Annotated in this window: 12 protein-coding genes; 8 read left to right on the top strand and 4 right to left on the bottom strand. The window is 73.5% G+C overall.

Annotated elements, in window-relative coordinates:
- Entirely contained in the window at positions 1 to 1,398 is a 1,398-nt protein-coding gene (locus tag ACIA5G_RS47355; RefSeq protein ID WP_395935951.1) for an ATP-binding protein, read from the top strand.
- Positions 1,395 to 3,359, top strand: a complete 1,965-nt coding sequence (locus ACIA5G_RS47360; protein WP_395935952.1) for a hypothetical protein — start codon at positions 1,395 to 1,397, stop codon at positions 3,357 to 3,359. Before ACIA5G_RS47355 ends, ACIA5G_RS47360 begins: the two co-directional genes overlap by 4 nt.
- Before the next feature lie 204 nt (positions 3,360 to 3,563).
- On the opposite strand, the gene ACIA5G_RS47365 is transcribed toward ACIA5G_RS47360, so the two are convergent.
- Positions 3,564 to 4,904, bottom strand: a complete 1,341-nt coding sequence (locus tag ACIA5G_RS47365; RefSeq protein WP_395935953.1) for a hypothetical protein — start codon at positions 4,902 to 4,904, stop codon at positions 3,564 to 3,566.
- 127 nt (positions 4,905 to 5,031) lie between these two features.
- Here ACIA5G_RS47365 and ACIA5G_RS47370 point away from each other — a divergent pair, with 127 nt between their 5' ends.
- Both ACIA5G_RS47370 and mshC read left to right on the top strand, forming a co-directional pair.
- Positions 5,032 to 5,790, top strand: coding sequence for a MerR family transcriptional regulator (locus tag ACIA5G_RS47370; protein ID WP_395935954.1), 759 nt, complete (start codon positions 5,032 to 5,034; stop codon positions 5,788 to 5,790).
- A gap of 71 nt (positions 5,791 to 5,861) precedes the next feature.
- Entirely contained in the window at positions 5,862 to 7,100 is a 1,239-nt protein-coding gene (gene mshC / locus ACIA5G_RS47375; protein ID WP_395935955.1) for a cysteine--1-D-myo-inosityl 2-amino-2-deoxy-alpha-D-glucopyranoside ligase, read from the top strand.
- Between the two features lie 52 nt (positions 7,101 to 7,152).
- Here mshC and ACIA5G_RS47380 read toward each other — a convergent pair whose 3' ends face one another.
- Complete coding sequence (locus ACIA5G_RS47380; RefSeq protein WP_395935956.1) at positions 7,153 to 8,784, bottom strand: ABC-F family ATP-binding cassette domain-containing protein; 1,632 nt, start codon at positions 8,782 to 8,784, stop codon at positions 7,153 to 7,155.
- A gap of 157 nt (positions 8,785 to 8,941) precedes the next feature.
- Complete coding sequence (locus tag ACIA5G_RS47385) at positions 8,942 to 9,421, bottom strand: MarR family winged helix-turn-helix transcriptional regulator (protein ID WP_395936159.1); 480 nt, start codon at positions 9,419 to 9,421, stop codon at positions 8,942 to 8,944.
- A gap of 146 nt (positions 9,422 to 9,567) precedes the next feature.
- Between ACIA5G_RS47385 and ACIA5G_RS47390 the strand changes: the two genes are divergently transcribed.
- The 3 genes from ACIA5G_RS47390 to ACIA5G_RS47400 are packed head-to-tail and all read left to right on the top strand — an operon-like array spanning position 9,568 to position 12,211.
- Complete coding sequence (locus ACIA5G_RS47390) at positions 9,568 to 10,155, top strand: ArsR/SmtB family transcription factor (RefSeq protein WP_395935957.1); 588 nt, start codon at positions 9,568 to 9,570, stop codon at positions 10,153 to 10,155.
- On the top strand, positions 10,152 to 11,414 hold the full coding sequence (locus tag ACIA5G_RS47395; protein ID WP_395935958.1) for an MFS transporter: 1,263 nt from the start codon (positions 10,152 to 10,154) through the stop codon (positions 11,412 to 11,414). The genes ACIA5G_RS47390 and ACIA5G_RS47395 overlap by 4 nt, the downstream gene beginning before the upstream one ends.
- The gene (locus ACIA5G_RS47400; RefSeq protein WP_395935959.1) at positions 11,378 to 12,211 is read left to right on the top strand and encodes a metallophosphoesterase family protein; all 834 of its coding nucleotides are present in this window, start codon (positions 11,378 to 11,380) and stop codon (positions 12,209 to 12,211) included. The genes ACIA5G_RS47395 and ACIA5G_RS47400 overlap by 37 nt, the downstream gene beginning before the upstream one ends.
- Here ACIA5G_RS47400 and ACIA5G_RS47405 read toward each other — a convergent pair.
- Positions 12,206 to 12,757: a CGNR zinc finger domain-containing protein gene (locus ACIA5G_RS47405; protein ID WP_395935960.1), complete on the bottom strand. Its 552-nt coding sequence runs from the start codon at positions 12,755 to 12,757 to the stop codon at positions 12,206 to 12,208. The genes ACIA5G_RS47400 and ACIA5G_RS47405 overlap by 6 nt on opposite strands.
- 37 nt (positions 12,758 to 12,794) lie before the next feature.
- Between ACIA5G_RS47405 and ACIA5G_RS47410 the strand changes: the two genes are divergently transcribed.
- Positions 12,795 to 13,730 (top strand): phosphotriesterase, encoded by a 936-nt coding sequence (locus ACIA5G_RS47410; RefSeq protein WP_395935961.1) that lies wholly within the window; start codon positions 12,795 to 12,797, stop codon positions 13,728 to 13,730.
- The last annotated feature ends 6 nt before the right edge of the window (positions 13,731 to 13,736 follow it).

Consider the following 13,736-nt stretch of genomic DNA (forward strand, 5'->3'; position numbering starts at 1 on the left):
GTGAACGCTGTTCCAGACGCTCTTCCCCGCACCGCCGGGGCCCTGCGCGCGGCCGGGTACGAGCCGCGCCCGATCGCCCAAGAGATCCACGACAACCTGCTGAACGCCCTGAAAACAGGCGAAGACGCCTGGCCGGGCATCGTCGGGTTCTCCCGCACCGTGCTGCCGCAGCTCGAACGCGCGCTCCTGGCCGGCCACGACGTCGTCCTGCTCGGCGAACGCGGCCAGGGCAAGACCCGCCTGCTCCGCACCCTCGCCGGCCTGCTCGACGAGTGGACGCCCGTCGTCGAAGGCTCCGAGCTGGGTGAGCACCCGCTCCAGCCGATCACGCCCGCGTCGATCCGCCGTGCCGCCGAGCTCGGGGACGACCTGCCGGTGGCCTGGCGCCACCGGTCCGAGCGCTACACCGAGAAGCTCGCCACCCCGGACACCTCGGTCGGCGACCTGATCGGCGACGTCGACCCGGTGAAGGTCGCCGAAGGCCGCAGCCTCGGCGACCCCGAGACCATCCACTTCGGTCTCGTCCCGCGCGCCCACCGCGGCATCGTCGCCATCAACGAGCTGCCCGACCTCGCCGAGCGCATCCAGGTCGCGCTGCTGAACGTGATGGAGGAGCGCGACATCCAGGTCCGCGGTTACACGCTGCGGCTGCCCCTGGACGTCCTGCTCGTCGCGACCGCGAACCCCGAGGACTACACCAACCGCGGCCGGATCATCACCCCGCTGAAGGACCGCTTCGGCGCCGAGATCCGCACGCACTACCCCCTCGACGTCGAGTCGGAGGTGGCCGTCGTCCGGCAGGAAGCCCACCTCGTCGCCGAGGTCGGTGAGCCGCTGCTGGAGGTCATTGCCCGGTTCGTCCGGAACCTCCGCGAATCGCCGGTCATCGACCAGCGTTCCGGCGTGTCGGCGCGGTTCGCCGTCGCGGCTGCGGAAACCGTGGCGGCCGCGGCACTGCGGCGTTCGGCGCTGACCGGCGAGGAGCCGGCTGTCGCGCGTCCGGTCGACCTCGACGCCGTCCCGTCGGTGCTGCGCGGCAAGATCGAGTTCGAGCCCGGTGAAGAGGGCCGCGAGATCGAGCACCTGGTGCACCTGCTGCGCCGCGCGATCGCCGAGACCGCCCGCGAACGGTTCGCCGGGCTGGACCTGCGCCCGCTGGCCGATGCGGTCGCCGAAGGGCACCTGGTCGCCACCGGCGAGCGCGTGCCGGGCGAGGACGTGCTCAAGGCCCTGCCGGAGCTCCCGGTGCTGCACGAGGTCGCGCAGCGCGCCGGCGTCTCGCCCGACGAACCGGCCGGGCGGATCGCGGCCGCCGTCGAACTCGCCCTCGAATCGCTGTTCCTGGCCCGGCGGCTCGCCAAGGACTCCGACGACACGACGACCGTCTACGGCCGATGACCGCGGTCCCGCTTCCCGACGGTTACTCCTACGGCCCGTGGCACGACGGGCCGGACCCGCTCGCGCCGCCGGCCGACCTGCGTGACGCGCTCGACGAGATCGGCCGCGAGGTGATGGCCGGGGCGTCCCCGCGCGCCGCGCTCGAGGAGCTGCTGCGGCGTGGCACCGACCGCACGTCGGGGCTCGACGAGCTGACCCGCCGGCTGTGGCAGCGCCGCTCGCAGATCCAGCGGCGCAACAACCTCGACGGCACCCTGCAGGAGGTCCAGCGCCTGCTGCAGGAAGCCCTCGACGCCGAACGGCGTGCGCTCTTCCCGGACCCGGACGACGAAGCCCGGTTCCGGGAGGCGCAGCTCGACGCGCTGCCGCCGGGCACGGCTGCCGCCGTCAACGAGCTGGCGAACTACGACTGGCGCTCGGAACAGGGCCGGGAGAACTACCAGCAGATCCGCGACCTGCTCGGCCAGGAGCTGATGGAGTCGCGGTTCCAGGGCATGAAACAGGCGCTGCAGAACGCCGGGCCCGAGGACGTCGAGCGGATCAACGAGATGCTCGCCGACCTCAACGACCTCCTGGCCGCGCACGCGCAGGGCGCCGAGGACATCCAGCAGCGCTTCGAGGACTTCATGGGGAAGCACGGGGAGTTCTTCCCCGAGAACCCGCGGAACGTCGAAGAGCTGATCGACGCGCTCGCCGAGCGGTCGGCGGCGGCCCAGCGGATGCTCAACTCGATGTCCGCCGAGCAGCGCGCCGAGCTGGCCGAGCTGACCCAGCAGGCGTTCGGCGACCCGCGCCTGGCCCAGCAGCTGTCCAATTTGGACGCCCAGCTGCGGGCGGCCCGGCCGGGTGAGGACTGGACGGGCTCCGAGCGCTTCCGCGGCAACAACCCGCTGGGCATGGGTGAAGGCGCCCAGGCGATGGCGGACCTCGCCGAGCTGGACGCGCTGGCCGAGCAGCTCGGCCAGTCGTACCCGGGCGCGCGGCTGGAAGACATCGACCTGGAGTCCCTCGAACGCCAGCTCGGCAAGGACGCCGGGGTCGACGCCCGGCGGCTGTCCGAACTGGAGCGTGAGCTCCGCCGCCAGGGCCTGTTCGAACGCACCGCCGACGGCTCGCTGCGGCTGTCGCCCAAGGCGTTGCGGCGCCTCGGTGAGACGGCGCTGTCCGACATCGTGAACGCGTTGCGCGGCAAGACCGGCGAGCGCGAGACCGAGTCGGCGGGCGCGGCCGGCGAGCCGACCGGGGCGGCGCGGCCGTGGCGGTTCGGGGACATGCAGCCGTGGGACGTGCCGCGGACGATCCGCAACGCCGTGCTGCGTTCGGTGTCCGTGGGGGAGCGCGCGGTCCGGCTGGACGTCGAGGACGTCGAAGTGGTCGAGACCGAGCACCGGTCCCGGGCGGCGGTGGCGCTGCTGGTCGACACGTCGTGGTCGATGGTCCAGGAAGGCCGCTGGCTGCCGATGAAGCGCACCGCGCTCGCGCTGCACCAGCTGATCAGCACGCGGTTCCGCAACGATGCGCTGCAGCTGATCACCTTCGGGCGCCACGCGATGTCGGTGGAGCTGCCGGAGCTGATCGGGCTGGAGGGCGCGTGGGAGCAGGGCACCAACGCCCACCACGGGCTGCTGCTGGCCGGCCAGCACCTGCGCCGCCACCCGGATGCCCAGCCGGTGGTCCTGATGGTCACCGACGGTGAGCCGACGGCGCACCTGGAACCCGACGGCGAGGCGGTCTTCGACTACCCGCCCCAGCCGCGGACGCTCCACAAAACACTGTCCGAAGTGGACCGCCTGGCCAAGCTGGGCGCGTCGATCACGGTGTTCCGCTTGGGCGACGACCCGCGGCTGACGGCGTTCGTCGACGTCATCGCCCGCCGCTCCGGCGGCCGCGTGGTCGCCCCGGACCTCGACGGCCTGGGTACCGCCGTGGTCGGGGACTACCTGCGGACCCGGCGCCGCTGAGCCACCTCCGGGCGGGTCGGCGGCGCGGACTGCCCGGCTGCTGACCCGCCCTGGCGCAGGGACCGGCGGTGCGGAAGGTGCCGTGGCGCGGGAAACTGTGCCGCGGTGGTCCGAGGCACCCGCGGCGGTGCCGAACTGCTTCGAACTAGCCAGGAGCCGCCCCGGTGTTCGTCGTGGCCGACGAGGAATGGCCCTGAACGCCGCTCAACCGGCCCGGGGAACCCGCTCACCCGCCCGGTACAGCGACCGCGCGGCAAGAGCGGTGTCCTCGTGCCCGGCCGGAAGATAAGCGTGGTGGTCCGCGAGCACCTCGCGGCCGAGGGCGCGGGCCTGGGCGAGCGCCCCCGCCTCGGCCAAGAGGTCGACCGCGCGGCGCCGCAGCCGCAGGATCCGGCCGAGCCGCGGCGTCAGCTCGGCCGACGGCAGCGCGCGGAAGTGCCGCCACAGCGCGGCCGCGTGGTCGGCGAGGTCCACCGCCGGGTCGCCGCCCTCGACCACGGCGAACGCCCGGTCCAGGGCCGGCGCGAGGCGCTCCTCCGCGTGCAGCCGGCCGAGCACCGCCCGCTGGGTCAGCCGGTGCATCACAACCGTGCCGCCGCGGACGTCGAACTCCGCCAGGAAGGCGTCGGCGAGACCGGCGAGCGCCGCGTCCACCGCCACCGGGTCCGGCCCGGCGCGGTGGACCAGCGCGCGTCGGGTGCCCGGCGACGCGAGTACGGCGAGCAGCTCGGCGACGACCAGGGCTCGGCTGTCCCGGGCGGCCACCAGCCGCAGCGCGGCGAGCGTGGTGTCTTCGGCGCAGGCCGGGTGGGCCTCGCCCGGCTCCCGCTCCAGCGGCGGGGTGTGCGGCAGCCGGTCGAGGTAACCGGCGAAGCCCTGCCGCCGGATCACCGCGCCCGCCTGGGCCAGCGCGAGCGGCAGGCAGCCCAGCTCCCGTACGACGTCCGCGGTGGCCGCGCGGCCCGCTCGCGCGCTGAGGAAGCGGATCGCTTCGGCCTCGTCGAACCCGCCGACCGGGACGGTGCCGCCGAGGACCTCGAAGTCCGGCACGCTGGTCGTGACGAGCACCCGGGCCCGGGCGGGCAGCCACCGGATGAGCGCGTCCGGGTCGGTCGCGCCGTCGAAGACGACCACCGCGTCGTCGAGGCCGTCGAGCCACGCCACGCCCGCGCGGGCGGCCGCTTCGGCGTCGGGACCGCTCGCCCCGGCCAGGTCCGCGTACGCCAGCAGGGCGTGCGCCGGGTCTTCCGCCGCGACCCAGACCACGGGCGAGCGGCGGCCGCGGGCGAACGCGGCGGCCAGGTGGGTCTTGCCCACGCCGGGGGCGCCGAGCAGGACGCAGAACCGGCCGGAGACGAAGGTTTCCTCGATCCGCGCCAGCAGCGCGCCGCGGTGCACGGCGGACAGGGGTTCGCGGGGGACGCCGACGGGCACCGGCCGGGTTTCGGGCACCGCCGGGGCCCGGCGCCGGCGCAGGTACACGATGACCGCCGCGACCAGGGCGATCACGGCGCTCGCGCTGCCCACCGCGACCTCGGTGCTCATCGAGTCAGGCTAACCGCGCTCATCACGGCGCGACGGCTACGGAAGGGTGACGCTTGACCCTCACGCCGCGTGAGGCACCACGGTGGGCACCGCAAGGGCCACACCGGCCGGAGGAGGAAGGGGAACGATGGGCCACCCCGTGGGCAAGGTCGCGGCGCTGGCCGGGATCACCGTCCGGACGCTGCACCACTACGACGAGATCGGCCTGCTCAGCCCGGGCGGGCGGACGTCGTCGGGCTACCGCAGCTACGACGACGGCGACCTCGACCGGTTGCAGCGCATCCTGTTCTACCGGGAGCTCGGGTTCCCCCTCGAGACGATCGCGACCCTCGTCGACGACCCGGGCACCGACGCCGACGCGCACCTGGAACGGCAGCGGGAGCTGCTCGTGGCGCGGATCGGCGAGCTCGGGCGGATGGTCGCGGCCGTCGATCGTGTGATGGAGGCGAGAGCCATGGGCAACGCGTTGACGCCCGAGGAGAAGTTCGCGGTGTTCGGCGGGTTCACCGAGCCCGAGGGGTACGCGGAGGAAGCCGCGCAGCGGTGGGGGAACACGCCGGAATGGCAGGGCGCGGCCACACCGTCCAAGGAGGACCTGGCGGCGGGCGAGGCGGCCCGGCAGGACTGGGTGCGACGGCTGAACGCGGTCCTCGACGCCGGAGCCGCGCCGGACGGCGCCGAGGCGAAGGAGCTCGCCGAGGAGCACCGGACGATGCTGGGCCGGGTCATGGGGGAGTGCTCGTACCGGACGCAGCAGCGGATCGGTGAGCTGTACGTCACAGAGCCCGCACAGCTCGAGTTCCTCGTCCGGGCGGCGGAACAGCGGCCGGGCACCGGCGTCTTCGTCCGAGCCGCGATCCGGGCGAACGCAGCAGGCCGGGAGTAGCCACTGCGCCACGTGGGGGAGGAGTCCCACCGGGCGGGAGGGCGCCGGAACGAACGCTTACAGTCGAGGGTATGCAGACTTGGTCATCGGTCGACGTGCCCCGCGTTCCCGGCACCCCCCGCCCGCTGCGGCTCCACGACACGGCCACCGGGCAGATCCGCCCGACCGCGCCCGGCGCCACCGCCCGGATGTACGTCTGCGGCATCACGCCCTACGACGCGACGCACCTGGGCCACGCCGCCACGTACCTCACCTTCGACCTGGTGAACCGGGTGTGGCGGGACAACGGGCACGACGTCCACTACGTGCAGAACGTCACGGACATCGACGAGCCGCTGCTGGAGCGCGCCCAGCGCGACCAGGACGACTGGGTCGTGCTGGGCATGCGCGAGACCGCGCTCTACCGCGAGGACATGACCGCGCTGCGTGTCATCCCGCCGAAGCAGTTCGTCGGCGCCGTCGAGAGCATCCCGGAGATCGTCGAGGTCATCGCGAAGCTGCTGGCCAACGGCAGCGCCTACCGCGCCGACGACCCGGAGTTCCCGGACGTCTACTTCGACCACACGGCGACCGGGAAGTTCGGCTACGAGTCGAACTACGACGCCGAAACCATGGCGAAGTTCTTCGCCGAGCGCGGCGGCGACCCCGACCGCGCCGGCAAGCGCCACCCGCTCGACGCGCTGCTGTGGCGCGTCGCCCGCGAGGGTGAGCCGTCGTGGGAGTCCGAGCTCGGCCCCGGCCGGCCCGGCTGGCACATCGAGTGCAGCGCGATCGCGGTCAACCGCCTCGGCCTCGGCTTCGACGTCCAGGGCGGCGGCTCGGACCTGATCTTCCCGCACCACGAGTACAGCGCGGCGCACGCCGAGGCGGTCGCGAAGGACGGGCAGTTCGCCCGCCACTACGTCCACGCCGGGATGATCGGCCTCGACGGCGAGAAGATGTCGAAGTCGCGCGGGAACCTGGTGTTCGTCTCGCGGCTGCGGGCCGACCACGTCGATCCGGGCGCGGTCCGGCTGGCCCTGTTCGCCGGCCACTACCGCAGCGACCGCGCGTGGACGGCGGACCTGCTCACCCAGGCCGAGGCCCGGCTGGCCCGCTGGCGCGAGGCCGTTTCCCTGGCCACCGGACCGTCCGCCGAGGACACCGTCACCCGGCTGCGCGACCACCTCTCCGACGACCTCGACACGCCGAAGGCGCTCGCGGCGCTCGACGCGTGGGCGAACGAAGCCCTGCGTCGTGACGGCACGGACCCGGCGGCACCGGGCCTGATCCGCGTCGCCGTCGACGCCCTGCTCGGCATCACCCTCTGACCACACGAAGGAGGCTCGGCAGTCACGCCGGGCCTCCTTCGTGTATAACGACCTATACGGCCACGGGCCGGCCTGCGGCCAGCTCCAGGTGGTCGCCTGTCCAGTCCCGGCGCAGCCACCGATCGTGGGACGCGATGACGACGGCGCCCGGCGCGGAGTCCAGCGCGGTGAACAGTTCTTCCGCCAGGGTCAGCGAAATGTGGTTCGTCGGCTCGTCGAGCAGCAGCACGTCCGGCGGTTCGGCGAGCAGCACCGCCAGCGCGAGCCGGCGGCGCTGGCCGACCGACAGCGCGCCCACCGGCTGCCGGAGGTCACGCGAAGCCAGCAGGCCGAGCCGGCTCAGCGGGGGAGCGTCCTCGCCGAGCGCGTCCCGGTAGACCCTGGCCGCGGTCCGCTCCGGCGCCGGGAACACGACGTCCTGCTCCAGCAGGCCGACCCGCACCCCGTGTCCGAAGTGGACCGTCCCGGCCGCGGGCGCCAGCCGGCCGGCGAGCACCCCCAGCAGGGTCGACTTCCCGGCCCCGTTCCCGCCCGTGACGAGCAACCGGGCCGAGCCGTCGACGTCGAGGCGGGGCAGCCGCAGCCGGCCCGGCACGTCGAGGTCCCGCACCGAGATCGCCGGTCCGTCACCCGCCGCGCGGCCGGTGAGCTCCGCCCGGAACCGCAGCGGCGCCGGGGGTTTGCGCACCTGGTCGCGCTCGAGGTGCTCGAGCCGCTGCTCGGCGTCGCGCACCCGCCGCGAGATCGTCTTCTGGACGCGGGCGCCCTTGAAGTGGTGGATGAACTTGTCGTTGTCCCGCGGGCCGCGGCCGTAGGCGACGTTGCGTGCCGTGACCGCGACGGTCTCCCGCAGCTCCTTGAGCTCCTCCTGCTCCTCGGCGAACCGCTGCTCCCAGCGGGCCCGCTCCGCCTTCTTGTGCCCGAGGTAGTCGGAGTAGCTGCCGCCGTAGCGCACCGCCCCGCCGGCCTGCCGGTCGGCGGCGGCCGGGTCGAGGTCGACGATGTCGGTGCAGACGGCGTCGAGGAACACCCGGTCGTGCGAGGACAGCACCACGATCCCGGTCAGCTCGGCGAGGTGGCGTTCCAGGAACACCATCCCGGCGTCGTCGAGGTGGTTGGTCGGCTCGTCCAGCAGCAGGGTTTCCGGCTGCCGCACCAGGAGTGCGGCGAGGCCGAGCCGGGACCGCTGCCCGCCCGACATCGTGCCCAGGCGCCGGTCCGGCTCGACGCCGCCGAGGCCGAGCCCGTCGCAGACGAGCTTGGCGCGCCGGTCGGCGTCCCACAGGTCGTGGGCCTGGGCCCACTCCAGCACCCGGCCGTACTCGTCGAGCACACCCGCGTCCTCGGGCCGGTCGGTCATGGCCGCGGTCAGCTCGTCGAGCCGGACCGTGGCCGCCCGGATCTCGGCGAGCGCGCCGTCGAGCACGTCGGCGAAGGTGGCGTCCATGCCGAACGGCAGCTCCTGCAGCAGGAACCCGACGTCCGGGCCGCGCAGGACCTCGCCGGAACGGGGTTCTTCGAGCCCGGCGAGCAGCCGCAACAGGGTGGACTTGCCGGTGCCGTTCTCGCCGACCAGGCCGAGCCGCTGCCCGGCGGACGCGGTCAGCGAGACGCCGTCGAGGACGACGCGGGTGCCGTAGCCGAAGACGACGTCCTTGGCCTGCAAGGGAAAAAGGGTAGACATGTGCGATCACCGGGCCCGGATGAGAAGAAGCGGAGATCCCGCCGGGCGTCGTGGCACGCGGGAGCGTCGGCTCGACCGGGTGCCGCCTCGGAAGCGGGATGGGCGCGGTTCAGTTCCTCATAGTGCCACGAGACTAACGCAACGACTGTAGAGTTAGTCAATTGGATATGACGTGGGTCACATCATCCGGCAGCTGGATGGTCGACTGCTCGGCCGCCGCGGTGCCGTCGGTGAGGAACTCGAGCAGGGCCGTCAGCTGACGCCGGTCCAGGCGCGCGAGCCGCTCGCCGACGAAGCGGGCCATCGGCGCGTACAGCTCGGCGAGTTCTGCCATCCGGTCGGGCAGCGGCCGGACGACGAGCCGGCGCCGGTCCGCGGGATCCGGGGCGCGCTCGGCGAGCCGGTGCCGCTCCATCCGGTCGAGCAGCCGCGTGAACGCACCCGTGGTCACCCCGAGCAGCCGGGCGAGCTCGGTCGGGGAGTCGCTGACGCCGCCGTGGAGCAGGTGCAGGCAGTGCAGTTCGGTCGGGGTGACGGCCATCCGCTCGGCGACCGCCGCGTGGAAGAGCGCGGTCGAGCCCACGAAGCGGGGGAGGGCGAGGGCGGCGGCGGTGGCGAGTTCGCGCTGGTCGGGCAACATCCATCCAAGGTCGGGTGACGACGCAGTCACTGCTTTGCGCAGTCGCTGCCCCGCGAACGATAGCGGAGCCGGTTGACAAACCCGCAGGCGGGACCAAGTATGAAAGAGTACTTTCGAAATGACTCTTTCAGATAGGACGCCCGATGGCCGAGCTGCCGCCGCGCAAGCGGATCGAAGACGTCGAGCTGCTGCGCGCCCTGGCGCACCCGCTGCGGTCGGCGCTGCTCAACCACCTGACCGCGGTCGGGCCGCGCACCGCGAGCGAGTGCGCCGAAGCCGTCGGCTCGACCGCGTCCAACTGCAGCTGGCACCTGCGCCAGCTCGCGCAGTACGGCCTCGTCGAGCGGGCCGACGCCGAAGACGGGCGGGAACGGCCGTGGCGGGCCCGGCAGGTCGGGCTCGAAATGGGGGAGCTGGCCGACGAACCGGCCCACCGCGCGGCCCAGCTCGGCGTGGTCGGCGCGACGCTCGGCCACGAGCAGGAGCTCACCCAGCGCTACCTCGATTCGCTCGACACCCTCGACCCGGCCTGGCGCGCCGCGACCGGGCTGAGCACGTACACGCTGCGCGTCACCCCCGACGAGCTGACCCGGCTGACCGAAGCGATCGACGCACTGGTCCGGCCGTACGTGAGCCCGATCCGGACGGACGCGCCGGCCGGCGCGCGCCCGGTGCACGTCGGCCTGCGGGCGTTCCCGCGCATCGAGCACTCGGGGAAGGCGGAGGAATGAAGCAGCTGCTGGGGGTGCCGGCGTTCGCGCGGCTGTGGGTGGCCGCGTTCTTCGGCGAGACGGCCGAGTGGATGCTGCAGGTGGCGCTGCCGGTCTACGTCTTCCAGCGCACCGGCTCCGCGGCGACGACGGCGCTGAGCATCGTGCTCGGCCTGCTGCCCGCGGTGCTGCTCAGCCCGGTCGCCGGGGTGGTCGCCGACCGGTGGAACCGGCGCGCGGTGCTGTTCGGCGTCTGCTGCGGGCTCGCCGTCGTCGCGCTCCCGCTGCTGGCCGAGCCGGACGTCACCGTGGTGTACCTGGTGATGGCCGCGCAGGCCGCGCTCGCGTCGGTGTTCGAGCCGGCGCGCAACGCGCTCGTCCCGGAGCTGGTCGGGGTCGCGGACGTGACCGGGGCGAACGGGCTGATGAGCGTCAACGGCAGTGTCGCCCGGCTGGCCGGCGGCTGGGCGGGCGGCGCGCTGCTCGGCTTCGGCGGGCTCGCGGACGTCATCACCGGCTACCTGGTCGTCCTCGCCGTGGCGGCGGCGCTGCTGGCCAAGCCGTTCCGCCGGGTGGCCGCACCCGCACCGGCCGCGGCGCCCGAACCGGTCGTGCGGGCCTGGCTCGACGGCCTCCGCGAGTTGACGCACAACCGCCGGTTGTGGCGGACCGGCCTCGCGCTGGTGTTCACCTCGCTGGCGCAGGGCATGTTCCTGGTGCTGTTCGTCGTCTACGTCCTGGACGTCCTCGGCGGCAGCGAAGCCGACGCGGGACTGTTGCGGGGGGTGCAGGCGCTCGGCGGGCTGGCCGCCGGGTTCGCGCTGGCCACCGTGGCGCGGCGGGTCGCGCCGGTCGCGCTGCTCGGCTGGGGCTCGGTCGTGCTGGGCCTGCTGTCCGCGGTGATCTGGAACCTGGCGTTCGTGACGACGGCGCTGGGGGTGTACGTCGGGCTGTTCGTGCTGGTGGGCGCGCCGGGAGTGGCTGTCGGCGCCGGGGTGCTGTCGGAGATCCAGAGCGCGGTCGCGCCCGAGCGCGCCGGCCGGGTGCTGAGCACGACGTTCGCCCTCATCGCCACCTTCACCACCGTCGGCGCGCTGCTCGCCGGCACGCTGGTCGCGACGACCGGGCCGGCCTTGCTGCTGAACGTCCAGGCCGGCGTCTACGTCCTCGGCGGCGTGCTGGTTTTGGCGGGGAAGACCCGGTTCAGGCGAATGCCTGCCGGTGCGGTGGTTACGGTGGAGGGGTGCCGCACCTCTTCGCCACCAGCGACCTCCACGTGACCCACGAAGGCAACGGGCCCATCCTCGACTCCGTCGTCCCGGAGACGCCCGAGGACTGGCTGCTCGTCGCGGGGGACGTCGCCGAGAAGGCCGAAGCCACCATCTCGACGCTGAAGACGTTGCGCGGCCGGTTCGCGAAGGTCGTCTGGGTGCCCGGCAACCACGAGCTGTGGACCACGAACAACGACGAATGCCAGCTGCGCGGCCAGGCCCGTTACGAGTACCTGGTCGAGCAGTGCCGCGAGATCGACGTGCTGACGCCGGAGGACGAGTTCCCGGTCTGGCGGCACGGCTCGCGGCCGCTGACGATCGCGCCGCTGTTCCTGCTGTACGACTACAGCTGGCGGACCCCGGCGGCCGAGGGGAAGTCGCTGGAGGAGGCGCTGCGCCAGGCCCGGGAGGCCGGTGTGGTCTGCACCGACGAGTACTTCCTGCACCCGGACCCGTACCCGAGCCGTCAGGCGTGGTGCGAGGACCGGCTGAAGCTCAGCACCGAACGCCTCGACGCGATTCCCGAGGACCACGGCACGATCCTGATGTCGCACTGGCCGCTGCACCGCCACCCGACCGCGCCGCTGTACTGGCCGGAGTTCGCGATGTGGTGCGGCACCACAAAAACCGAGGACTGGCACGTCCGCTACCGCGCGGAGATCGCCGTTTACGGCCACTTGCACATCCCGCGCACCACCGAGGCCGACGGCGTCCGCTTCGAAGAGGTCTCGCTGGGTTATCCGCGTGAGTGGCGGAAGCGCGCGCGGGGCGCGGTGCCGCTGCGGCGGATCATCTGGCCGTCATGACCCGGCGCGCCGCCGCTCCCTGAGGGCGCGGACCCGGCCGCGGCTGGCGCACGCCGGCGCCGGGCACCAGCGCCGCCGCCCGCCCGGGTCGAAGAACACACCACGGCAATCCTGCTCCGGGCAGATCCGCAGGTCCTCGCGCAGCGGACCGGTGAGCCAGTCGGCCGCCTGCGCGGCGAGCCGGCCCAACGCGTCGGCGGTCGTGGGCGGGGCGCTGCGGTGCAGCCGGTCGAGCGCGGCCAGGTGGAGCGGCTCGCTCTTGAAGAACGCGCTCAGCGCGGCCACCTGATCCGCTCTGGGCGGGACGTCGTCGACCGCGCCGAGCGCCAGTTCTCGCAGTGCCTCGCGCAGCCGGTGAGCCGCGTCGAGGTCGGCGTCCGTGACGCGGGCGAGTGGCGTCAGCCCGACTTGGGCGAGCCAGTCGGCCAGCCGCTCCCGCGTCGGCATCCGTTCGACCGGGTTCGAACCGAAGTGGCGGCCACGGGTCGCGAGCAGGTTCAGCCAGGGCGCGCCGCAGTCGAAGCGGAAGGCGAGGTCGTCGGGCACCCTGGCAGTGTAACGGGCTAGGCGTTACAGTGGCGGGATGACTGGGGACCCGCAGGTCCGGACGGTGCTGGGCGACATCGACCCGGCCCGGCTGGGCGTGACCGACGCGCACGACCACCTGTTCTTCGCCTCGAAGCTGCTGCCCGGCCAGGAGCTCGACGACCCGACCGCGGCCACGGAACTGCTGCTCGCGTTCCGGGTCGCGGGCGGATCGGCGCTGGTGCAGTGGACGCCGTACGGCCTCACCCGCCGGACCCGGGAGCTCGCCTGGATGTCGGAGGAGCTCGGCGTGCACGTGGTCGCGGCCACCGGTCTGCACCGGGCCGAGCACTACCCGCCGGTGATCCTCGGCCGGGTCGTCGACGACCTGGTGCGGGTGTTCGTCGCCGACCTGACCGAGGGCACGCAGCCCGCCGACCTGCCGGACGAGCCGCGGACCGGCCCGCGTGCCGGCCTGATCAAGGTGGCCGGCGCGTTCCACACGATCGACTCGCACGCCCGGCTGACGATGACCGCCGCCGCGGTCGCCCACGAGGAGACCGGCGCGCCGATCGCCGTGCACCTGGAACTCGGCACCGCCGCGCTGGAGGTCGCCGAACTGCTGTGCGGGAAGCTGGACGTGCCACCGGACCGGGTGATCCTCGGGCACCTGAACCGCAACCCGGACGCCCGGATCCAGCGGGAGGTCGCCGAGACCGGCGTGTTCCTCGGGTTCGACGGCCCGTCCCGGGCCAACCACTCCAGCGACGCGCGGGTCTTCGACGGCCTGGAAGCGCTCGTCGAAGCGGGGCACGGTGGGCAGATCCTGCTGGGTGGTGACACGACAACCGCCGCGGCCCGGTACGAGCCGGGCGCGCCCTACCTGCTCACGACCCTGGCACCACGGCTGGCCAAGCTGCTCGGCGGCGACGTCGTCACGGCCATGCTGGTGGCGAACCCCGCCCGGGCGTTCGCCACCAGCTGGCTCAAGTGAACTGAG

It is taken from the genome of Amycolatopsis sp. NPDC051758, assembly GCF_044453095.1.
GTDB lineage: Bacteria > Actinomycetota > Actinomycetes > Mycobacteriales > Pseudonocardiaceae > Amycolatopsis.